Source organism: Pseudomonas sp. Irchel 3H9 (assembly GCF_900187495.1).
In the GTDB taxonomy this organism is placed as follows: Bacteria; Pseudomonadota; Gammaproteobacteria; order Pseudomonadales; family Pseudomonadaceae; genus Aquipseudomonas; species Aquipseudomonas sivasensis.
Window position 1 is genome coordinate 412,383 of the sequence record NZ_FYDK01000005.1, and the last position, 19,277, is coordinate 431,659.

A 19,277-nucleotide genomic window follows, 5' to 3' on the forward strand; every position below is an offset into this window, starting at 1 on the left:
CCTCTCTCAGATTCGATTCACAGCGATTTGCGGCATGTCGTCGGCGGCATTCAGTTCACGCACGGCGATATAACGTTCGCTGCGACGGGTGCGATCCAGCACCTGTCCTACCAATTGGCCGCAGGCGGCGTCGATGTCTTCACCACGAGTGGTGCGTACGGTGACGTTGTAGCCTGCCTGGTGCAGTTGATCCTGGAAACGACGAATGGCGTTGTTGCTCGGCCGCTCGTAGCCAGAATGGGGAAACGGGTTAAACGGGATCAGGTTGATCTTGCACGGGGTGTTCTTGAGCAACTCGATCATCTCGATCGCGTGTTCGACCTTGTCGTTGATGTCCTTGAGCATGGTGTACTCAATGGTCAGCACGCGTTTCTCACCCAAAGTCGCCATGTAACGCTGGCAAGATTCGAGCAGCATCTTAAGCGGATACTTCTTGTTGATCGGCACCAATTGGTTACGCAATGCGTCATTAGGTGCGTGCAGCGACAACGCCAGGGATACGTCGATGTGCTTGGCCAGCTCATCAATCATCGGTACCACACCGGAGGTCGACAGGGTCACACGGCGTTTGGAGATGCCGTAGCCCAGGTCGTCCATCATCAGATGCATGGCCGCAATCACGTTGTCGAAGTTCAGCAGCGGCTCACCCATGCCCATCATCACCACGTTGGTGATGGCACGGTCGACGGTCGCCGGGACGCTGCCAAAGGATTTGTTGGCAATCCACACCTGACCGATGACTTCGGCGGCAGTGAGGTTGCTATTGAAGCCTTGCTTGCCGGTGGAGCAGAAACTGCAATCCAGGGCACAGCCTGCCTGGGACGAAACGCACAAGGTGCCACGTTTGCCCTGGGGAATGTACACGGTCTCGACGCAGCTGCCGGACGCCACGCGCACCACCCATTTACGGGTGCCGTCGGTGGAAATGTCCTCGCTGACAACTTCGGGGCCACGGACCTCAGCAATGGCCTTGAGCTTGTCGCGCAGGGCCTTGCTGACGTTCGTCATGGCGTCGAAATCGTCGACACCAAAGTGGTGAATCCATTTCATTACCTGACCGGCACGGAAGCGCTTCTCCCCGATTGAGTCGAAGAATTTCTCCATTTCCGGCTGAGTCAGACCCAGCAGGTTGGTTTTAACAGTCGATGTAGTCATGGATTCACCCTCACTCTTTAAGCCAATGCTTAGCGAGCGGTTACTTCAGTAGCAGCGAAAAAGTACGAGATTTCGCGAGCAGCGGCAGCTTCGGAGTCCGAGCCGTGTACAGCATTGGCGTCGATGGATTCAGCGAAGTCAGCACGGATAGTGCCGGCAGCAGCTTCTTTAGGGTTGGTAGCGCCCATCAGCTCACGGTTCAGAGCGATAGCGTTTTCGCCTTCCAGAACCTGAACAACAACAGGACCGGAGATCATGAAGGCAACCAGGTCGCCGAAGAAGCCACGAGCGCTGTGCTCAGCGTAGAAGCCTTCAGCTTCAGCCTTGGACAGTTGCTTGAGTTTCGAAGCTACAACCTTCAGGCCGGCTTTTTCGAAACGAGTGGTGATCTCGCCGATGACGTTTTTTGCAACAGCGTCAGGCTTGATGATGGAGAAAGTACGTTGAACAGCCATGGTGTAACTCCAGAAACGGTAATTTACGAAAAATTAAACCCGCGAATTATACGCGGGTTATTGGGTATTGCCTAACTGCGTAAAAGGCGGCTCAGTCTGCTTCTTCGATCCACAGGCCCTGAATCGCCTCCAGAACCTTTTCGCCACCCCGATCCGGGATGTCATCGAATTCCGGCAGCGCCATTACGAGATCACGCAGTTTGACGAAGTTCACGGTAAGAGGATTGACCTCAGGATGAGCTTCAGCAAGTTGTATAGCGATTTCTTGTACATCAACCCATTTCAGGCTCATGACAGTTCCTTGAATCAATGCGGCGCTTCGGCCGCATGGTTGAGCGAATATTTCGGAATTTCGACAGTGATGTCCTCAGTTCCCACCTTTGCCTGACAGCTTAGACGCGATTGCGCTTCCAAGCCCCAGGCACGATCGAGAAAGTCCTCTTCCAGCTCGTCGGCTTCTTCAAGCGAATTGAAACCCTCGCGAATGATGCAGTGACAAGTGGTACAGGCGCACACGCCACCACAAGCGCTTTCGATCTCGATGTGGTTGTCATGGGCAACTTCGAGGATGGACTTGCCGGTCTCAGCCTCCACAACCATACCGTCCGGACAATGCTCGGCGTGTGGCAGAAAAATGACCTGCGGCATTAATTATTCCTCGATTTCATTCAGGTTGCGTCCCGCCAGGGCGGCTTTTACCGTCTGGTCCATACGGCGGGCGGCAAAGGCATCGGTCACTTGCGACAAGCGCTTGGTCTGTTGCTCGATAGCATAACCATCAGTGCCTTTCATCAGTTCGGCCAATTCATGCATCTGCAGGTCGATGACCATGCGCTCTTCGGCATCCAGCAGGCGTTCGCCGTCAGCCTCAAGGGCGCCCTGCACCGCTTCAAGCAGGCGCTGTGCATCTACTTGCTGTTCGCGCAGCACACGGGCGACCTTGTCGTCACCGGCGTACTGGAACGAGTCCTTGAGCATCTTGGCGATTTCGCCATCGGTGAGGCCGTAGGAAGGCTTCACCTGGATGCTGGCTTCAACACCAGACCCCAGCTCACGGGCCGCGACACTAAGCAGGCCGTCGGCGTCGACTTGGAAGGTCACACGAATTTTCGCAGCACCGGCTACCATCGCGGGGATACCACGCAATTCGAAACGCGCCAGGGAGCGGCAGTCACTGATCAGCTCGCGCTCGCCTTGCAGCACATGAATCATCATGGCCGTCTGGCCGTCTTTATAAGTGGTGAAGTCCTGGGCGCGGGCGACGGGGATGGTGGTGTTGCGCGGAATCACCTTCTCCATCAAGCCGCCCATGGTCTCCAGCCCCAGCGACAACGGAATCACGTCGAGGAGCAGCAGTTCGCCACCATCGCGCTTGTTGCCGGCCAAGGTGTCTGCCTGGATCGCTGCGCCGATGGCGACTACTTGATCGGGGTCGATTTCGGTCAGTGGCTCGCGACCAAAAGCCTCGGCAACTGCCCCACGAACACGCGGCACACGGGTCGAACCACCCACCATGACCACGGCACCGACGTCTTCCAACTCGATACCGGAATCACGTACGGCGCGACGGCACGCCTTGAGGCTGCGGGCGACCATTGGCTCGATCAACGCATCGAAGGCTTCGCGCGTCAGCGGTGCCGACCAGTTGCCGTAAGACACGTCAATAGAGGCAGCATCAGTCAGCGCTTCTTTAGCGGCACAAGCAGTTTGCAGCAAGTTGCGCTGTGCGCCTGGATCCAAGTCCGCGGACAAGCCGGCACTGCTGATGATCCAGCCTGCGATCGCGTGGTCGAAGTCATCGCCGCCCAGCGCGCTGTCGCCACCAGTAGCCAGCACCTCAAACACACCGCCGGTCAGGCGTAGGATCGAAATATCAAAAGTGCCGCCGCCCAGGTCATAAATGGCAACCAGACCTTCGGCGTGCTGGTCCAGACCGTAGGCCACAGCAGCAGCAGTCGGCTCGTTGAGCAGGCGCAGCACGTTGAGGCCGGCAAGCTTCGCCGCATCCTTGGTGGCTTGACGCTGTGCGTCGTCGAAATAAGCGGGAACCGTGATCACTGCACCGACCAATTCGCCGCCCAAGGTCGTTTCTGCGCGCTGGCGCAGCACCTTGAGAATATCAGCCGACACTTCCACCGGACTTTTCGGCCCCTGGACAGTATCAATGAAAGGCATGTGGGATTCGCCGCCGACAAAGCGATACGGCAGTTGGTCGCCGAGCTGCTTGACGTCGGACAAGCCACGCCCCATCAAGCGCTTGACAGACAGCACAGTGTTCAAAGGATCGCTAGATGCCGCCAACTTGGCAGACTCACCGACCTCGGTGCGATCAGCGTGATAGCGCACGGCCGAGGGCAGGATGACCTGCCCATCAGCGTCCGGCAGCGGTTCGGAAAGGCCACTGCGCAGGGCAGCGACCAGGGAATTGGTGGTGCCCAGGTCAATCCCGACCGCCAGGCGACGCTGGTGCGGTTGAGGGCTTTGGCCGGGTTCGGCGATTTGCAGTAATGCCATGGTAATCAGGTCTTATCTGTCTATCAGGCGTGCATCACGGGCAGCACTGGGTTAATCGTCGAGGCGCTCTTCTAGCTGGCGCACTTCGTAGGTGAGCTTGTCGAGGAACTGCATACGTCGCATCAGGCGTTCAGCCTGTTCACGTTGCGCTGCATCATCCCAACAGGCTGCGAAGCTTTCGTTGAGCTCATCCTGGGCCACTTTCAGACGGCGCTTGAAGACGGCGACACCAGCCACATCAGCCTCGTCGTGTAGGTCTTCGAGCTCTTCGCGCCACTGCATTTGCTGCATCAGGAAGTCGGGATCGTGAACCGTGACTTCAATCGGCAACTCGCCGCCGTTCATGGCGAGCAGGTAACGCGCGCGCTTTGGCGGACTCTTCAGTGTCTGATAGGCCTCGTTGAGGCTGGCCGACTGCTGCAGGGCCAGGCGCTGCTCACGCTCGGAAGCGTCAGCGAAGCGGTCAGGATGCACCCCACGCGCCAACTCTCGGTAGCGCGTGGCAAGCTGCTCAAGGTCCAGCCGAAAGCTCGGCTGCAGCTCGAATAAAGCGAAATGACAAGGAGTACCCACGAATAGCCTCAGATGTTGAAGCTTTCGCCGCAGCCACACTCACCGCGTACGTTGGGGTTGTTGAACTTGAAGCCCTCGTTCAACCCTTCCTTGACGAAATCGAGTTCGGTGCCGTCCAGGTAGGTCAGGCTTTTAGGATCGATGATCACTTTCTCGCCGTGACTTTCGAACACCTGGTCTTCCTCAACCACCTCGTCGACAAACTCCAGCACGTAGGCAAGGCCGGAACAGCCCGTGGTGCGAACACCCAGACGAATCCCCTCACCTTTACCGCGCCCATTCAGGGAGCGGCGAATGTGCTGCGCAGCCGCTTCTGTCATGCTGATAGCCATCGTTGACTCCTTACTCGTCGCCAAATGCTTAGATCAAGCCTTTCTTCTGCTTGTAGTCGCGAACGGCCGCCTTGATGGCGTCTTCTGCGAGTACGGAGCAGTGGATTTTCACTGGCGGCAGGGCCAGTTCTTCGGCCAACTGGGTGTTGCTGATAGTCACAGCCTCATCCAGAGTCTTGCCTTTCATCCATTCGGTTGCCAGAGAACTGGAGGCGATGGCCGAACCGCAACCGTAAGTCTTGAACTTGGCGTCTTCGATGACGCCAGCTTCGTTGACTTTGATCTGCAGGCGCATCACATCGCCGCACGCCGGAGCGCCGACCATGCCGGTGCCGACATCAGGATCTTCCGCGTTCATCTTGCCGACGTTGCGCGGGTTTTCGTAGTGGTCGATGACCTTTTCGCTGTAAGCCATGGTACTGAATCCTCACTCATCAGGGCCGCTCTGGAACCCTGTAAAAACGCCTGCGTTTTCCGCCACGTTCCTACAGAGCTTGGGTGGCGGCTTCTATAGTTAGTGTGCCGCCCACTCGATCTTGGAAATATCGACACCGTCTTTGTACATGTCCCAAAGCGGCGACAGAACGCGCAGCTTGTTGACGGCTTCGCAGACTTTCTGCGCGGCGTAGTCGACTTGTTCTTCGGTGGTGAAGCGGCCGAACGTAAAGCGGATCGAGCTATGTGCCAGTTCGTCGTTGCGGCCCAGGGCGCGCAGTACGTACGAAGGCTCAAGAGAGGCCGAGGTGCAGGCCGAACCGGACGAAACCGCCAGGTCCTTGAGCGCCATGATCAGCGACTCGCCTTCGACGTAGTTAAAGCTCAAATTCAAGTTATGCGGTACGCGGGCGGTCATGCTGCCGTTTATGTACAGCTCTTCAAGGTTCTCGACCTGCTTGTAGAAGCGATCGCTCAGGGCCTTGATGCGCACGTTTTCGGCAGCCATGTCTTCCTTGGCTACACGGAAGGCTTCGCCCATGCCTACGATTTGGTGGGTCGCCAGGGTGCCAGAACGCATGCCGCGTTCGTGACCGCCGCCGTGCATGGTGGCCTCGATGCGCACGCGTGGCTTACGGCTCACGTACAGCGCGCCGATACCTTTAGGCCCGTAAGTCTTGTGGGCCGAGAACGACATCAGGTCAACTTTCAGCTTGGACAGGTCGATATCAACCTTGCCGGTGGACTGAGCAGCGTCGACGTGCAACAGAATGCCCTTGGAGCGAGTCAGCTCGCCGATGGCCGAGATGTCGTTGATGGTGCCGATTTCGTTGTTTACGTGGATCACGGAAACCAAGATTGTGTCTTCACGCAGCGCGGCTTCAATCATGGCCGGGGTGACGATACCGTCGGTGGTCGGCTCAAGGTAGGTAACTTCGAAACCTTCACGCTCCAGTTGACGCATGGTGTCGAGGACAGCCTTGTGCTCAATCTTGGTGGTGATCAGGTGCTTGCCTTTGGTCGCGTAGAAATGCGCCGCGCCCTTGATTGCCAGGTTGTCGGACTCAGTGGCGCCGGAAGTCCAGACGATTTCGCGCGGGTCGGCATTAACAAGGTCGGCGACTTGGCGACGAGCATTCTCGACCGCTTCCTCGGCTTTCCAGCCGAATACATGGGAACGGGAGGCCGGGTTGCCGAAGTTTCCGTCGACCAGCAGGCACTCGCTCATCTTTTGCGCGACACGCGGATCAACCGGGGTGGTCGCTGAGTAATCAAGGTAAATCGGCAATTTCATGGACTTTCTCCTAAATCAGGCTGGCTGGCGTGCCGTTAGCTCTTCGGCTGTCACTCGACGGCGGACGCTTCAATCTTGTCCAGACGCGGCGCCTTAGTGTTGCAACGGCGCTGGTCCTGACGCTGGGCTACTTCTTGTACCTCACGGCGAGTCACAAGATCAGCCAAGCTGATACCACTCAAAAACTCATGGATCTGCAGACTCAAGTCACACCACAAATGGTGCGTCAGGCAGGTGTCGCCTGCATGGCAGTCACCCAGGCCCTGGCATTTGGTCGCGTCAACGGATTCGTTGACCGCATCGATCACCTGGGCCACCTGAATGCCCTGCATATCGCGGGACAACTGATAGCCGCCACCTGGCCCACGCACGCTGGAAACCAGATTGCTACGGCGCAATTTGGCGAACAGTTGCTCAAGATAGGACAGGGAAATGCCTTGGCGCTCGGAGATATCGGCCAGGGACACCGGCCCAGTTTGCGCGTGCAGAGCCAGGTCGAGCATGGCAGTCACCGCGTATCGGCCTTTTGTAGTCAGTCTCATGGACAATTACCAAGGTGTTTCAGAATGTGGGCAAGTATGCGATTCCCGAGTATTTAAGTCAACTATAAGACCTAGTACTTTAGTCAGGATTACCCGTAAAAAGGGCGCGCGAATCATAGCAGGATGGGGTGGGGACGAACAGCGGGAACAGGGCCTAGCGGCTACTCCGAGACCAATGGAGGTCAAGATGTAGGAGGCAGCTGCTCCCAATAGCAGCGGACCAGCCCACGTAGTGAACGACTGAGGAACCGCTATCGAGAGCAAGCCACCTCCCACAGGTGACTTTCAGTGCTTGGAAGACCTTAACCAGTCTTCGTCGCAGCTTCGTCCTTGATCTCGGCGAAGTCCTCTTCGCGCAGTTCAGGCAGTTCTTTCGCACAGTAACTGCTGCCCAGCTCCTTCAGCGCACCGCACATACCGTCCAGCTTCCCGTCCACCGCCTGCAAGTGGTCAAGCAACTGGCCGATGGCGCGCGCGACCGGATCAGGCATGTCTTCACTGACTCCATAGGCATCAAAGCCAATCTTCTCGGCCATTGCCTTGCGCTTTGCTTCCTGCTCATCGCCAACTTCCGGCTTGACGATGATTCGGCCCGGAATACCCACCACGGTTGCGCCAGGCGGTACAGCCTTGGTTACGACCGCATTGGAGCCGACCTTAGCGCCAGCACCTACAGTGAATGGCCCTAGCACCTTGGCGCCGGCCCCTACCACCACGCCATCGCCCAACGTTGGGTGGCGCTTGCCTTTGTTCCAGCTAGTGCCGCCCAACGTCACACCTTGATAGAGCGTGACATCATCGCCAATCTCAGCAGTTTCACCGATGACGATACCCATACCATGATCGATAAAAAAACGGCGCCCCACCTTGGCCCCCGGATGAATCTCGATACCCGTCAACCAGCGGCCGAAGTTCGACACCAGTCGCGCCAGCCACTTCCAGCCCATGCCCCAAAAGGCGCCGGATAACCGATGAATCCAGATCGCGTGCATACCCGGATAGCAGGTCAGCACTTCAAAGGCGTTGCGGGCCGCCGGGTCACGGTGGAAAACACTCTGGATATCTTCTCGCAAACGCTCGAACATTTTTAATCCTTCCGCTTAAGAAGCTCGCCACGGGCCGCTTTTTGGGTTTCCGTGAGGATGCCACGCAATATATTCATTTCCGCCCGGCTTACCGAACTGCGCCCGTACAACCGACGCAGGCGCGCCATCAAGTGCCGCGGCTTGTCAGGGTCAAGGAATTCGATAGCCACCAGGGTTTGCTCCAGGTGCTCATAGAACCGCTCCAGCTCATCCATGGTGGCCAGCTCGCCACTTTTGGTCGACGCAACTTCTTCCTTTTCCATTTTGCTTGGCTGACCGGCAGCTGCCAGCCACGACATGCGCACTTCGTAAGTCAGCACCTGCACCGCAGCCCCGAGGTTCAGTGAACTGAATTCAGGGTCCGATGGAATGTGCACATGGTAGTGACATCGCTGCAGCTCCTCATTGGTGAGGCCGGAGTCTTCACGACCAAACACTAAGGCGATTTCAGCGCCACCAGCAGCCTCTTCCACCACTTTGCCGCCGCACTCACGGGGATCCAGCAAAGGCCAGGGGATACGACGATCACGGGCGCTGGTGCCGAGCACCAGATTGCAGCCGACCAAAGCATCCTCCAGGGTGGCGACGATCTGGGCTTTTTCAAGGATGTCATTGGCACCGGATGCACGGGCATCGGCCTCGTGATGCGGGAACACACGCGGTTCGACCAGCACCAGGCGCGTCAGCCCCATGTTTTTCATGGCACGCGCCACCCCACCGATATTGCCTGGATGACTGGTATTGACCAAGACGACACGAATGTTTTGCAGCAAGGGAGGCGCTCTCGGACACGGGAAAGGGGAGCAAATCTTACAGAACAGCCTAAGGTTATGCCATGAAAGCTAACGTCGTCCTTCACCTGAAGAAAGTTTCTGCTAGAATGCTCGGCTTTCTTTAACAACCTTAGGTGACACATCCATGCAGCCCATGCTGAATATCGCGCTGCGCGCCGCCCGCAGCGCCAGTGAATTGATTTTCCGCTCCATCGAGCGCCTGGATACCATCAAGGTCGACGAAAAAGACGCCAAGGATTATGTATCCGAGGTAGACCGCGCCGCCGAACAGAAAATCATCGACGCACTGCGCAAGGCTTACCCTACCCACGGCATCCTGGGTGAGGAAACCGGCCTGCATAAAGGTAGCGGCGAAGGCGAAGACTACCTGTGGATCATCGACCCACTGGATGGCACCACCAACTTCCTGCGCGGCATCCCCCACTTCGCAGTAAGTATCGCCTGCAAATACCGTGGCCGCCTGGAACATGCCGTCGTCCTCGACCCGGTTCGCCAGGAAGAATTCACCGCCAGCCGTGGCCGTGGCGCCCAGCTGAACGGTCGTCGCCTGCGAGTCAGCGGCCGTACCAGTCTCGACGGCGCCCTGCTGGGTACCGGCTTCCCATTCCGTGACGACCAGATGGACAACCTGGAAAACTACCTGGGCATGTTCCGCGCCCTGGTTGGCCAGACCGCAGGCATCCGTCGCGCTGGCGCAGCCAGCCTGGACCTGGCCTATGTTGCTGCCGGTCGTTTTGATGCGTTCTGGGAGTCAGGCCTGTCCGAGTGGGATATGGCTGCAGGCGCTCTGCTGATCCAGGAAGCCGGTGGCTTGGTGAGCGACTTCACCGGTGGTCACGACTTCCTGGAAAAAGGCCACGTCGTTGCTGGCAACACCAAATGCTTCAAGGCAGTGCTGACGGCTATACAGCCACACCTGCCAGCCTCGCTGAAGCGCTAAGCTAGCGAGCATAAAAAAAGCACCCTTCGGGGTGCTTTTTTATGCCTGCGATTTGGTGCGAACTTGAATACCAGCAACGCTACCAATCAATGTGAAAGGGATGTTGCCTCCGATGACAGCAGCTCAGTTACAGACTCATTAACCGATGCACCCACATCAAGAGCAAGCACCCTCCCACACCTTCAACTATGACAAGCCTCAAATTATTGCTGGTTTTGACCCAACACTAAACGACCTTCTTTATCGACCGGAATCTGGCCACCCGGATCACGATCCATCCGCACCGAGCCTTCCTTGCCATCCAAGGTGTAACGCACGTCATAGCCGACTACCTTGTCGCTGATGTCGTTGACGGTGTTACAACGCGTTTGTGTGGTGGTGTAGGTATCGCGATTCTGCATACCCTCTTGAACCTTGTTACCGGCATAACCACCACCGACCGCACCGGCTACCGTCGCTAGCTTCTTACCGTTACCGCCACCGATCTGATTACCCAGCAAACCACCCGCCAGGGCACCTACAACGGTACCTGCGATTTGATGCTGGTCCTGCACCGGTCGCTGCCGAGTAACTGCGACGTCCTTACAGACTTCGCGAGGGGTCTTGATCTGGGTTTTTACCGGCTGCACCGCCAGCACTTGCGCATACTCAGGGCCGCTTTTTACCAGGCTGTAGGTGGCGACAGCACCCCCGGCAGTTACACCGACAGCACCCAATACCGCACCAACCAGTAACGACTTGTTCACGTTGAACCTCCTGACCATCACAAACGGACCGAAAGATCCGCGCTATACCCAGCCTTGGAGCAAAAAAAAAGGCACGAGTTCAATACTCGTGCCTTTCTTGTAACAGCAGATCAACAAGCGCTCATTAAGGGCGGTCGTCGACCTCCTTGCCAGTCGCGGCTGGAGGGATCAAGTCTTCGCTGTTGAGGTTCAACCAGATCAGCACCACGTTGGCGATGTAGATCGACGAGTAAGTACCCGCCAGAACGCCGATAAACAGCGCCAGGGAGAAGCCCCACAAGTTGTCACCGCCGAAGATCATCAGCGCAGCAATCGCCAGCAAAGTGGAGATTGATGTCGCCATGGTACGCAGCAGGGTCTGAGTGGTGGAGATGTTGATGTTCTCGATCAACGTCGCCTTGCGCAATACGCGGAAGTTCTCACGAACCCGGTCGAATACCACGATTGTGTCGTTGAGCGAGTAACCAATAATCGCCAGCACAGCCGCCAGTACGGTCAGATCGAAGGTTATCTGGAAGTACGCCAGAATACCTACGGTCACGATCACGTCGTGGATCAGCGACACAATCGCACCGACACCGAACTTCCACTGAAAGCGGAAAGCCAGGTAAATCATGATGCCGACGAGTGCCATCAGCATGCCAAGGCCGCCTTGGTCGCGCAGCTCTTCACCTACTTGCGGGCCGACAAACTCGACGCGCTTGACCGACGCGGGATTGTCGCCGCCAACCTTTTGCAAGGCTTCGGCTACTTGGTGACCCAGTTGCGGATCTTCGCCTGGCATGCGCACCAGCAGGTCGGTGGTCGCACCAAAGCTCTGCACCACGGCCTCGTGATAACCGGCCTTTACCAGCTCGTTGCGCACTAAGGTAACGTCGGCCGGCTTCTCGTAGGTCAGCTCAATGAGCGTACCCCCGGTGAAATCCAAACCGTAGTTCAGGCCCTTATGGAACCAGCTGAACAACGCCAGAACGGTAAGGAGCACAGTGACGCCGAACGCAATGTTGCGAACGCCCATGAAGTTGATTGTACGTAACATGGCAGCCCCTTAAATCCACAACTTCTTGAAGTCACGCCCGCCAAAGATCAGGTTGACCATTGCGCGGGTCACCATGATGGCCGTGAACATCGAGGTAAAGATACCGAGGGACATGGTCACCGCAAAACCTTTGACAGGGCCGGTGCCCATGGCAAAGAGAATCCCGCCAACCAGCAATGTGGTCAGGTTGGAGTCGAGAATCGCGGTAAATGCCCGGCCGAAGCCTTCGTTGATTGCGCGCTGCACAGTCATGCCTGCGGCGATCTCTTCACGTATCCGCGAGAAGATCAGCACGTTGGCATCTACCGCCATACCCATGGTGAGTACGATACCGGCGATACCCGGCAAGGTCAGCGTAGCGCCCAGCAGCGACATCAAAGCCAGCAGCATCACCATGTTGCCCGCCAGGGCTACGGTAGCGATGATGCCGAAGAAGCGGTAGATGGCGATGATGAACAGCGACACGAACAACATGCCCCACAGTGCAGCGTCCACGCCTTTGGTGATGTTGTCTGCACCCAGGCTTGGGCCGATGGTGCGCTCTTCAGCGAAGTACATCGGCGCCGCCAGGCCACCAGCACGCAGCAGCAGTGCCAGCTCCGAGGATTCACCCTGGCCGTTCAGGCCAGTGATACGGAACTGAGCACCCAGCGGCGACTGGATGGTCGCCAGGCTGATGATCTTCTTCTCTTCCTTGAAGGTCTGCACCGGCACGTCTTTCTCGACGCCGTTGACGATCTGCTTGGTGTAGGTAGTAACAGGACGCTGCTCGATGAAGATCACCGCCATGCTGCGACCGACGTTGCTGCGCGTGGCGCGGCTCATCAGTTCGCCGCCGTGACCATCCAGGCGAATGTTAACTTCAGGTGTGCCGTGCTCGCCGAACCCGGCCTTGGCGTCGGTTACCTGATCACCCGTGATGATCAAACCACGCTCGATTTGCGCCGGCGGACGATTGCCTTCACGGAATTCGAACTCCTCGGAAGTCGCGCGGGAAGCGCCTGGCTCAGCTGCGAGACGGAATTCCAGGTTGGCAGTTTTACCCAGGATACGCTTGGCTTCAGCGGTGTCCTGCACGCCTGGCAGCTCAACCACAATGCGGTTGGCGCCCTGGCGCTGAACGATCGGCTCGGCCACGCCCAGCTCGTTGACGCGGTTACGTACCGTGGTCAAGTTCTGCTTGATGGAATACTCGCGGATTTCGGCGATCTTGGCCGGGCTCATTGCAAGACGCAGCACGGCCTGACCGTTCAGGTCAGCCGGTACGATGTCAAAATCGTTGAAGTTCTTGCGGATCAGCGCACGGGCCTGTTCGCGGGAAGCTTCGTCTGAGAAGCCCAACTGGATGGCGCCGTTGAGCTGCGGCAGGCTGCGATAACGCAACTTTTCTTTGCGCAGCAGGCTCTTCACATCGCCTTCATAGACTTTCAGGCGTGCGTCGAGGGCTTTGTCCATGTCGACTTCCAGCAGGAAGTGCACACCGCCGGACAAGTCCAGACCCAACTTCATCGGGTGCGCGCCAATGCTGCGCAGCCATTGCGGCGTGGTCTGTGCCAGGTTCAGCGCAACGACGTAGTCGTCACCCATGGCCTTGCGCACGACGTCTTTGGCCGGCAATTGGTCTTCTTGCTTGGTCAGGCGCAACAAGCCGCCCTTCGCACCAGCCGCCAATGTTGCCGCTTTAACTTGGATACCCGCGTCGTTCAGAGCCTTGCTCGCGCGTTCCAGGTCAGCCTGATTGACCTGCAACGAAGTGCTGGCGCCAGTGATCTGGATCGCCGGATCATCAGGATAGAGATTGGGAGCGGAATAAATAAAACCGATCGCCAGCACCGCCAGGATCAGTACGTATTTCCACAGAGGGTATTTGTTCAGCATCACGCCGCCCGCTTATAACGCGGGGCGCCTTGCGCGCCCCGTCGATTGGTAAAGGTTGTTACTTAGATCGCTTTGAGCGTGCCTTTTGGCAGCGTGGCGGCGATGGCGCCCTTCTGGAACTTCATTTCTACAGTGTCGGAGACTTCCAGAACCACGAAAGCGTCGGAAACCTTGGTGATCTTGCCGGCGATACCGCCAGTAGTCACAACTTCGTCACCTTTCTGCAGGCTGCCCAGCAGGTTTTTCTGCTCTTTGGCACGCTTGGCCTGTGGACGCCAGATCATGAGGTAGAAGATGACCAGGAAGCCGACCAGGAAAATCCACTCGAAACCACCGCCCATAGGGCCGGCAGCAGCAGGCGCAGCGGCGTCAGCCATGGCGTTAGAGATAAAAAAGCTCATTTAGCACTCCAGTTGCAAATAGTGAATCTTAGGGTCGGAAAACTCAGTCCAAGGGCGGCACAGGGAGCCCGCGCTTGGCATAGAAGGCATCGACGAAGGCGGCCAATGTACCCTGTTGAATAGCCTCGCGCAAACCAGCCATCAGGACTTGGTAGTGACGCAAATTGTGGATGGTATTCAACATGCTACCCAGCATTTCCCCGCATTTGTCCAGATGGTGCAGATAAGCACGGGAGAAGTTCTGGCAGGTGTAGCAATCACAGGAGGGATCCAGCGGCGAATCATCATGGCGATGGAACGCGTTACGGATCTTCAGCACGCCTGTATCGATAAACAGATGCCCATTGCGGGCATTACGGGTTGGCATCACGCAATCGAACATGTCCACACCGCGGCGCACACCCTCTACGAGATCTTCCGGTTTGCCAACGCCCATAAGGTAACGAGGTTTGTCAGCGGGCATCAGGCCTGGCAAGTAGTCCAGCACCTTGATCATCTCGTGTTTGGGTTCGCCTACCGACAAACCGCCGATGGCCAGGCCATCGAACCCGATTTTGTCGAGGCCTTCAAGCGAGCGTTTACGCAAGCTTTCATGCATACCGCCCTGGACGATACCGAACAGCGCAGCGGTGTTATCACCGTGGGCGTTCTTCGACCGCTGAGCCCAACGTAGCGACAACTCCATGGAGATTCTCGCGACATCTTCATCGGCCGGGTAAGGCGTGCACTCGTCGAAAATCATCACGATGTCCGAACCCAGGTCACGCTGTACCTGCATCGACTCTTCCGGCCCCATGAATACTTTAGAACCATCCACCGGCGAGGCGAACGTTACGCCCTCTTCCTTGATCTTGCGCATGGCGCCCAGGCTGAACACCTGAAAACCACCGGAGTCGGTGAGAATTGGGCCTTGCCACTTCATGAAATCGTGCAGGTCGCCGTGCTTCTTGATCACTTCCGTGCCCGGACGCAGCCACAGGTGGAAGGTGTTACCAAGAATGATCTCGGCACCGGTGGCGACGATGTCACGGGGCAGCATGCCCTTTACGGTGCCGTAGGTGCCAACCGGCATGAACGCCGGCGTCTCTACCGTACCGCGAGGGAAAGTAAGGCGACCGCGACGGGCTTTGCCGTCGGTGGCCAATAATTCAAACGACATACGACTCATAAGGTTTCCTCTGGGCCGCGTGGCGCCGGGTTACGGGTGATAAACATCGCATCACCGTAGCTGAAAAAACGGTACCCATTATTGATGGCCGCTTGATAAGCCGCCATGGTTTCCGGGTAACCGGCAAATGCCGACACCAGCATCAAGAGCGTGGATTCCGGCAGATGGAAATTGGTGACCAGGCAATCGACGACGTGGAACGGCCGGCCTGGGAAGATAAATATATCGGTGTCGCCACTGAACGGTTTGAGCACACCATCACGCGCCGCGCTCTCCAAGGAGCGCACGCTGGTGGTACCCACTGCGACTACACGCCCGCCACGAGCCTTGCACGCAGCTACCGCATCGACAACTTCCTGGCTGACTTCCAGCCACTCGCTGTGCATATGGTGGTCTTCGATGTTATCCACACGCACCGGCTGAAAGGTGCCGGCCCCCACGTGCAGGGTCACATAGGCCGTCTCGACGCCCTTGGCCGCAATAGCATCCAGCAGCGGTTGGTCGAAATGCAGTCCGGCCGTTGGCGCGGCAACCGCGCCTAGGCGCTGGGAGTACACCGTCTGATAGCGCTCGCGGTCCGAGTCTTCATCAGGGCGGTCGATATAGGGAGGCAGCGGCATATGGCCGACGCGCTCCAGCAGAGGCAGAACCTCTTCGGCGAACTTGAGCTCGAACAATGCATCATGGCGCGCCACCATCTCGGCTTCGCCGCCGCCTTCGATCAGAATGCTCGAACCCGGCTTCGGTGATTTGCTGGAGCGCACATGGGCTAGCACGCGATAGCTGTCCAGCACGCGCTCCACCAGAATTTCCAGCTTGCCGCCGGAGGCTTTTTGGCCAAACAACCGCGCAGGAATTACGCGGGTGTTGTTGAATACCATTAAGTCGCCTGGGTTTAAATGCTCAAGCAAATCAGTGAATTGACGGTGTGCGAGGGCACCGCTGCCCCCTTCCAGGGTAAGCAGTCGGCTGGCGCGACGCTCGGCCAAAGGGTGGCGTGCGATCAGCGAATCAGGGAGTTCAAAAGTAAAGTCAGAAACGCGCATGATGGGGTTCGTCTAGCAGGGCCGGGAAGTTTAGCGGAAATAGTGAAAATAGACCATGAAACGTGATTGACCAACGGTAATCTCATCTCTATACTTCGCCGCCATTGAGCCCTGATGGCGGAATTGGTAGACGCGGCGGATTCAAAATCCGTTTTCGAAAGGAGTGGGAGTTCGAGTCTCCCTCGGGGCACCACATAGCAGTATCTGAGAGTCTCTACCAGCCTCTCAGACCCAGAGAAACCGGCCACTTGGCCGGTTTTTTTGTGTCTGCTTGTTTATCCCCGTCTCCCCTTATCCGTTGTATCCCTGTATCCCTGCTTGTATCCTGAGAAAAATACCGAACTTTGGGATACAAGGATGAAACGCGCAGACATCAAGCGCCGCCCTCTCGCCGATACCACGCTTGCTGGACTAGAGCCAGAAACAAAGGAATACCGAGAACTGGATGGAAACGGGCTGTATTTTCGGGTCAAACCGGACGGGGGCAAGTCATGGCAACTCCGGTACAAGCGTCCTGCAGGTAAATGGGCATGGATGGGCCTCGGCGGCTATCCAGAAGTCAGCGGCGCACTTGCCCGCGAAAAAGCAGCCGACCTACGGAAGGTTGTCAGTAGCGGAGCCGACCCTCTTGAACAAAGGCGCTCAGCAAAAGCTGCAATCGATGCCGCTCGAACACGCACCTTCAAAGCGGCTGCGGAAGCTTGGCTCAAGGCAAAAGAGGAAAAAGGTCTCGCCTCCTCCACTCTCAATAAAATCCGCACCTATCTCGACAAAGACATTCTTCCAGCGATTGGTGATAAACCTCTAGATGAAATAACCCGAACCGATTGTGCAAATCTCCAAGCATCCCTCGAAGCTCGGGAGGCGCATAACGTAGCGGAAAAGTGTCGGACCTGGGTCAACCAGATCTTCGGCAGAGCAATCGGCTTAGGCCTGACCGAAAACGATCCGGGCAGTCGTCTACGCGACATTGCGGCTCAAGCACCAAAGACTCAACAACACCCTCATTTGCTAGAGCCCGAACTCGGCGAATTTCTCATCGCTTTAAAGAACACCCCCAGCAGACTCACGGCCCGTACGGCAGCATGGCTTTGCCTGTGGACAGCCTCGAGACCTGGAATGGTTCGTCTAGCGGAGTGGAAAGAGTTTGATCTTGATAAAGCCCTGTGGACTACACCGGCCTCAAAGATGAAGATGCGCCGAGATTTCGTGTGTCCCCTTCCGCGCCAAGCGCTGATCGCACTTAGAGAGCTGCACTCTTTAACCGGGCGCAGCCGTTGGCTATTTCCTGGAGTTGGTGCGAAGAATCCGACTATCAGCGAAAACACGATCAACAAAGTTTTTGCGACCATTGGCTACAAAGGACGCCTTGTTGGGCACGGCACGCGGCACACCGCTAGCACGCTGCTCCGTGAACATGGATGGCCAAAGGAACACGTTGAGGCGCAATTAGCCCATAAAGAAGAGGGCATCTCGGGGGTTTACAACAAAGCTCAGTACCTCGAGCAACGGACAACCATGATGCAGTGGTATGCCGATCATCTGGACAGGTTGCAGAGTGAGGGCGTCGTACAGGGCCGGTTCGGACAGGCCATTTGATCATGCGAATCCTGAATCCTCAAAAAAGCGGTGTTCCGCGTGTTCCATGTGTTCCTAAACTGCTGAGAACCTTTAAATTCGGGACTTCTGGGCGTGGAACACAGCTAACGATCAGCTGGAACACATCATCGAAGGTACACAAAAGGTGTTCCAGAATCGGCAACACTTACGAGCAGGACTCCCCTGCCCTCGCTGGCGGTCTTCTAGCTTCGCCGGGCGCAGGCGCTCGCGTTTTTTCGGCCCCGGGAATGGGGCGAGGGGCGAATGATGAGTAACAGACTTTATTTAAGCGCCCCCCTCGACGTCGAGGGCTGGGAAAGCATCGAGGCGTTGGAATATGTGACGCTGTACGAAGAGTTCGCGGAGCGTATAAATGACTTAGTCGAGTTCATACGCGAGGGAGAACGGCATTGGGCGTCCCATCAGAACGAAGATGGAGAGTGGACGGCGGACGCTATCCGTATTCTAGGGGAAGTCAGACGACGCTCCTCTAGCATCCACCAACGCATTGCGCTTTTTGATGACGACCTAGCTCATGCCATCCGCTGGGTTATCGGTGAACTGTCTGCTTCAACCGTTGCCGACTCTCAAATCGTCGCCGCATTAGCGATAGACAGTGCTTGTCGTGCAGTCGAGACCTTAGGATGCTGGCTTGCAGACGTAGATGAAGACCTTTATGCCATAGGAAGAGAGCATGTAACCATTTTGGCCGAAGATGACCCGAACGGCTTCATCGACTTCCTGACTGAATTACGTAGTGATCAACATCTGCGAGAAATAGAGACACGAGAAACTGTTGCGGATCTGCACGGGGCATCGAGGTATTACCTTACGCTTGCAAGAATGTACGCTTCCCCATTGCTGAGCAGCAGCGAGAAGCTTCGAATCAGTACTGCTGCTCGTAAGGCCGGTACTAATTCAGCAGCGGTACGACGCGAGTCCATCACCGACCGAAATGCAGCAATTTGCTCACATGCTAAGCGTTTGTTAAATAACGGAAAATCCATGAGAGAAATTGTGGGCATCATTGCTGGAACTGATTCAGCATTGAAGGCAGCGGGTGCCACCGAAAAACTATCCACAAAGCAAATACGTAACGTTTTAGCTTCAGGTGGGGTATTGATTGCTACCAAAACGCCAAAGCAAGCGACCTGACTGTCATATTCAAAGTATTTCGACTGAAGATAGCCACGGACAAATCAGAATGAAATTGAGATGCTGAAGCGATTAATGTGCTTCTGAGGCAGCAGCGTCCCCCTAGCGTGATGAGACCCTAGGTAA

Annotated in this window: 21 protein-coding genes and 1 tRNA gene; 4 read left to right on the plus strand and 18 right to left on the minus strand. The window is 56.9% G+C overall.

The window, feature by feature from the left end:
• Window positions 1–6: 6 nt before the first annotated feature.
• From rlmN to trmJ, 12 genes are all read right to left on the minus strand, one after another.
• Complete coding sequence (gene rlmN, locus CKW32_RS20555; protein WP_032890704.1) at window positions 7–1,155, minus strand: 23S rRNA (adenine(2503)-C(2))-methyltransferase RlmN; 1,149 nt, start codon at window positions 1,153–1,155, stop codon at window positions 7–9.
• Between the two features lie 29 nt (window positions 1,156–1,184).
• Window positions 1,185–1,610: a nucleoside-diphosphate kinase gene (ndk, locus tag CKW32_RS20560; RefSeq protein ID WP_003175956.1), complete on the minus strand. Its 426-nt coding sequence runs from the start codon at window positions 1,608–1,610 to the stop codon at window positions 1,185–1,187.
• Between the two features lie 91 nt (window positions 1,611–1,701).
• The gene (gene iscX, locus CKW32_RS20565) at window positions 1,702–1,902 is read right to left on the minus strand and encodes a Fe-S cluster assembly protein IscX (protein ID WP_032890702.1); all 201 of its coding nucleotides are present in this window, start codon (window positions 1,900–1,902) and stop codon (window positions 1,702–1,704) included.
• 14 nt (window positions 1,903–1,916) lie between these two features.
• Window positions 1,917–2,258, minus strand: coding sequence for an ISC system 2Fe-2S type ferredoxin (gene fdx, locus CKW32_RS20570; protein ID WP_032890689.1), 342 nt, complete (start codon window positions 2,256–2,258; stop codon window positions 1,917–1,919).
• Between the two features lie 3 nt (window positions 2,259–2,261).
• Window positions 2,262–4,124, minus strand: coding sequence for a Fe-S protein assembly chaperone HscA (hscA, locus tag CKW32_RS20575; protein ID WP_032890687.1), 1,863 nt, complete (start codon window positions 4,122–4,124; stop codon window positions 2,262–2,264).
• A 51-nt stretch (window positions 4,125–4,175) separates the two neighbouring features.
• Window positions 4,176–4,697 (minus strand): co-chaperone HscB, encoded by a 522-nt coding sequence (gene hscB / locus CKW32_RS20580; RefSeq protein ID WP_032890686.1) that lies wholly within the window; start codon window positions 4,695–4,697, stop codon window positions 4,176–4,178.
• Window positions 4,698–4,705: 8 nt separating this feature from the next.
• Window positions 4,706–5,029: an iron-sulfur cluster assembly protein IscA gene (iscA, locus tag CKW32_RS20585; protein ID WP_003209680.1), complete on the minus strand. Its 324-nt coding sequence runs from the start codon at window positions 5,027–5,029 to the stop codon at window positions 4,706–4,708.
• Window positions 5,030–5,057: 28 nt separating this feature from the next.
• A complete protein-coding gene (gene iscU, locus CKW32_RS20590; RefSeq protein ID WP_003209682.1) occupies window positions 5,058–5,444 on the minus strand; it encodes a Fe-S cluster assembly scaffold IscU in 387 nt (128 codons plus the stop codon).
• A gap of 99 nt (window positions 5,445–5,543) precedes the next feature.
• On the minus strand, window positions 5,544–6,758 hold the full coding sequence (locus CKW32_RS20595; RefSeq protein ID WP_032890684.1) for an IscS subfamily cysteine desulfurase: 1,215 nt from the start codon (window positions 6,756–6,758) through the stop codon (window positions 5,544–5,546).
• Window positions 6,759–6,808: 50 nt separating this feature from the next.
• Window positions 6,809–7,300 carry a Fe-S cluster assembly transcriptional regulator IscR gene (iscR, locus tag CKW32_RS20600; protein WP_003194020.1) on the minus strand — a complete coding sequence of 164 codons (492 nt, stop codon included), beginning with the start codon at window positions 7,298–7,300 and terminating at the stop codon, window positions 6,809–6,811.
• Window positions 7,301–7,602: 302 nt separating this feature from the next.
• A complete protein-coding gene (gene cysE, locus CKW32_RS20605; RefSeq protein WP_095185820.1) occupies window positions 7,603–8,385 on the minus strand; it encodes a serine O-acetyltransferase in 783 nt (260 codons plus the stop codon).
• A gap of 2 nt (window positions 8,386–8,387) precedes the next feature.
• Complete coding sequence (gene trmJ / locus CKW32_RS20610; protein WP_095185821.1) at window positions 8,388–9,158, minus strand: tRNA (cytosine(32)/uridine(32)-2'-O)-methyltransferase TrmJ; 771 nt, start codon at window positions 9,156–9,158, stop codon at window positions 8,388–8,390.
• 145 nt (window positions 9,159–9,303) lie between these two features.
• Here trmJ and suhB point away from each other — a divergent pair, with 145 nt between their 5' ends.
• The gene (suhB, locus tag CKW32_RS20615; RefSeq protein WP_003175971.1) at window positions 9,304–10,119 is read left to right on the plus strand and encodes an inositol-phosphate phosphatase; all 816 of its coding nucleotides are present in this window, start codon (window positions 9,304–9,306) and stop codon (window positions 10,117–10,119) included.
• A 203-nt stretch (window positions 10,120–10,322) separates the two neighbouring features.
• Here suhB and CKW32_RS20620 read toward each other — a convergent pair whose 3' ends face one another.
• The 6 genes from CKW32_RS20620 to queA all read right to left on the minus strand — a co-directional run bounded on the left by CKW32_RS20620 (window position 10,323) and on the right by queA (window position 16,397).
• Window positions 10,323–10,865: a glycine zipper 2TM domain-containing protein gene (locus tag CKW32_RS20620; protein ID WP_032890678.1), complete on the minus strand. Its 543-nt coding sequence runs from the start codon at window positions 10,863–10,865 to the stop codon at window positions 10,323–10,325.
• A 124-nt stretch (window positions 10,866–10,989) separates the two neighbouring features.
• Window positions 10,990–11,904, minus strand: coding sequence for a protein translocase subunit SecF (gene secF, locus CKW32_RS20625; protein WP_032890676.1), 915 nt, complete (start codon window positions 11,902–11,904; stop codon window positions 10,990–10,992).
• 9 nt (window positions 11,905–11,913) lie between these two features.
• Complete coding sequence (gene secD, locus CKW32_RS20630; protein WP_032890673.1) at window positions 11,914–13,782, minus strand: protein translocase subunit SecD; 1,869 nt, start codon at window positions 13,780–13,782, stop codon at window positions 11,914–11,916.
• Window positions 13,783–13,844: 62 nt separating this feature from the next.
• Window positions 13,845–14,183, minus strand: coding sequence for a preprotein translocase subunit YajC (gene yajC / locus CKW32_RS20635; RefSeq protein WP_003175975.1), 339 nt, complete (start codon window positions 14,181–14,183; stop codon window positions 13,845–13,847).
• Between the two features lie 43 nt (window positions 14,184–14,226).
• Window positions 14,227–15,342, minus strand: a complete 1,116-nt coding sequence (tgt, locus tag CKW32_RS20640) for a tRNA guanosine(34) transglycosylase Tgt (RefSeq protein WP_177434298.1) — start codon at window positions 15,340–15,342, stop codon at window positions 14,227–14,229.
• A 5-nt stretch (window positions 15,343–15,347) separates the two neighbouring features.
• On the minus strand, window positions 15,348–16,397 hold the full coding sequence (queA, locus tag CKW32_RS20645) for a tRNA preQ1(34) S-adenosylmethionine ribosyltransferase-isomerase QueA (protein ID WP_095185823.1): 1,050 nt from the start codon (window positions 16,395–16,397) through the stop codon (window positions 15,348–15,350).
• A 108-nt stretch (window positions 16,398–16,505) separates the two neighbouring features.
• Between queA and CKW32_RS20650 the strand changes: the two genes are divergently transcribed.
• From CKW32_RS20650 to CKW32_RS20660, 3 genes are all read left to right on the plus strand, one after another.
• Window positions 16,506–16,590 (plus strand) — tRNA-Leu (locus CKW32_RS20650).
• A 164-nt stretch (window positions 16,591–16,754) separates the two neighbouring features.
• Complete coding sequence (locus CKW32_RS20655; RefSeq protein WP_095185824.1) at window positions 16,755–17,996, plus strand: integrase arm-type DNA-binding domain-containing protein; 1,242 nt, start codon at window positions 16,755–16,757, stop codon at window positions 17,994–17,996.
• A gap of 267 nt (window positions 17,997–18,263) precedes the next feature.
• Window positions 18,264–19,151, plus strand: a complete 888-nt coding sequence (locus CKW32_RS20660) for a TraB/GumN family protein (RefSeq protein ID WP_143499417.1) — start codon at window positions 18,264–18,266, stop codon at window positions 19,149–19,151.
• Window positions 19,152–19,277 lie beyond the last annotated feature (126 nt).

Coding starts and splice junctions, on each gene's coding strand:
- rlmN (WP_032890704.1), bottom strand. CDS start 1,155: ATGACTACATCGACTGTTAAAACCAACCTGCTGGGTCTGACTCAGCCG.
- ndk (WP_003175956.1), bottom strand. CDS start 1,610: ATGGCTGTTCAACGTACTTTCTCCATCATCAAGCCTGACGCTGTTGCA.
- iscX (WP_032890702.1), bottom strand. CDS start 1,902: ATGAGCCTGAAATGGGTTGATGTACAAGAAATCGCTATACAACTTGCT.
- fdx (WP_032890689.1), bottom strand. CDS start 2,258: ATGCCGCAGGTCATTTTTCTGCCACACGCCGAGCATTGTCCGGACGGT.
- hscA (WP_032890687.1), bottom strand. CDS start 4,124: ATGGCATTACTGCAAATCGCCGAACCCGGCCAAAGCCCTCAACCGCAC.
- iscA (WP_003209680.1), bottom strand. CDS start 5,029: ATGGCTATCAGCATGACAGAAGCGGCTGCGCAGCACATTCGCCGCTCC.
- iscU (WP_003209682.1), bottom strand. CDS start 5,444: ATGGCTTACAGCGAAAAGGTCATCGACCACTACGAAAACCCGCGCAAC.
- CKW32_RS20595 (WP_032890684.1), bottom strand. CDS start 6,758: ATGAAATTGCCGATTTACCTTGATTACTCAGCGACCACCCCGGTTGAT.
- iscR (WP_003194020.1), bottom strand. CDS start 7,300: ATGAGACTGACTACAAAAGGCCGATACGCGGTGACTGCCATGCTCGAC.
- cysE (WP_095185820.1), bottom strand. CDS start 8,385: ATGTTCGAGCGTTTGCGAGAAGATATCCAGAGTGTTTTCCACCGTGAC.
- suhB (WP_003175971.1), top strand. CDS start 9,304: ATGCAGCCCATGCTGAATATCGCGCTGCGCGCCGCCCGCAGCGCCAGT.
- secF (WP_032890676.1), bottom strand. CDS start 11,904: ATGTTACGTACAATCAACTTCATGGGCGTTCGCAACATTGCGTTCGGC.
- secD (WP_032890673.1), bottom strand. CDS start 13,782: ATGCTGAACAAATACCCTCTGTGGAAATACGTACTGATCCTGGCGGTG.
- yajC (WP_003175975.1), bottom strand. CDS start 14,183: ATGAGCTTTTTTATCTCTAACGCCATGGCTGACGCCGCTGCGCCTGCT.
- tgt (WP_177434298.1), bottom strand. CDS start 15,342: ATGTCGTTTGAATTATTGGCCACCGACGGCAAAGCCCGTCGCGGTCGC.
- queA (WP_095185823.1), bottom strand. CDS start 16,397: ATGCGCGTTTCTGACTTTACTTTTGAACTCCCTGATTCGCTGATCGCA.
- CKW32_RS20655 (WP_095185824.1), top strand. CDS start 16,755: ATGAAACGCGCAGACATCAAGCGCCGCCCTCTCGCCGATACCACGCTT.
- CKW32_RS20660 (WP_143499417.1), top strand. CDS start 18,264: ATGAGTAACAGACTTTATTTAAGCGCCCCCCTCGACGTCGAGGGCTGG.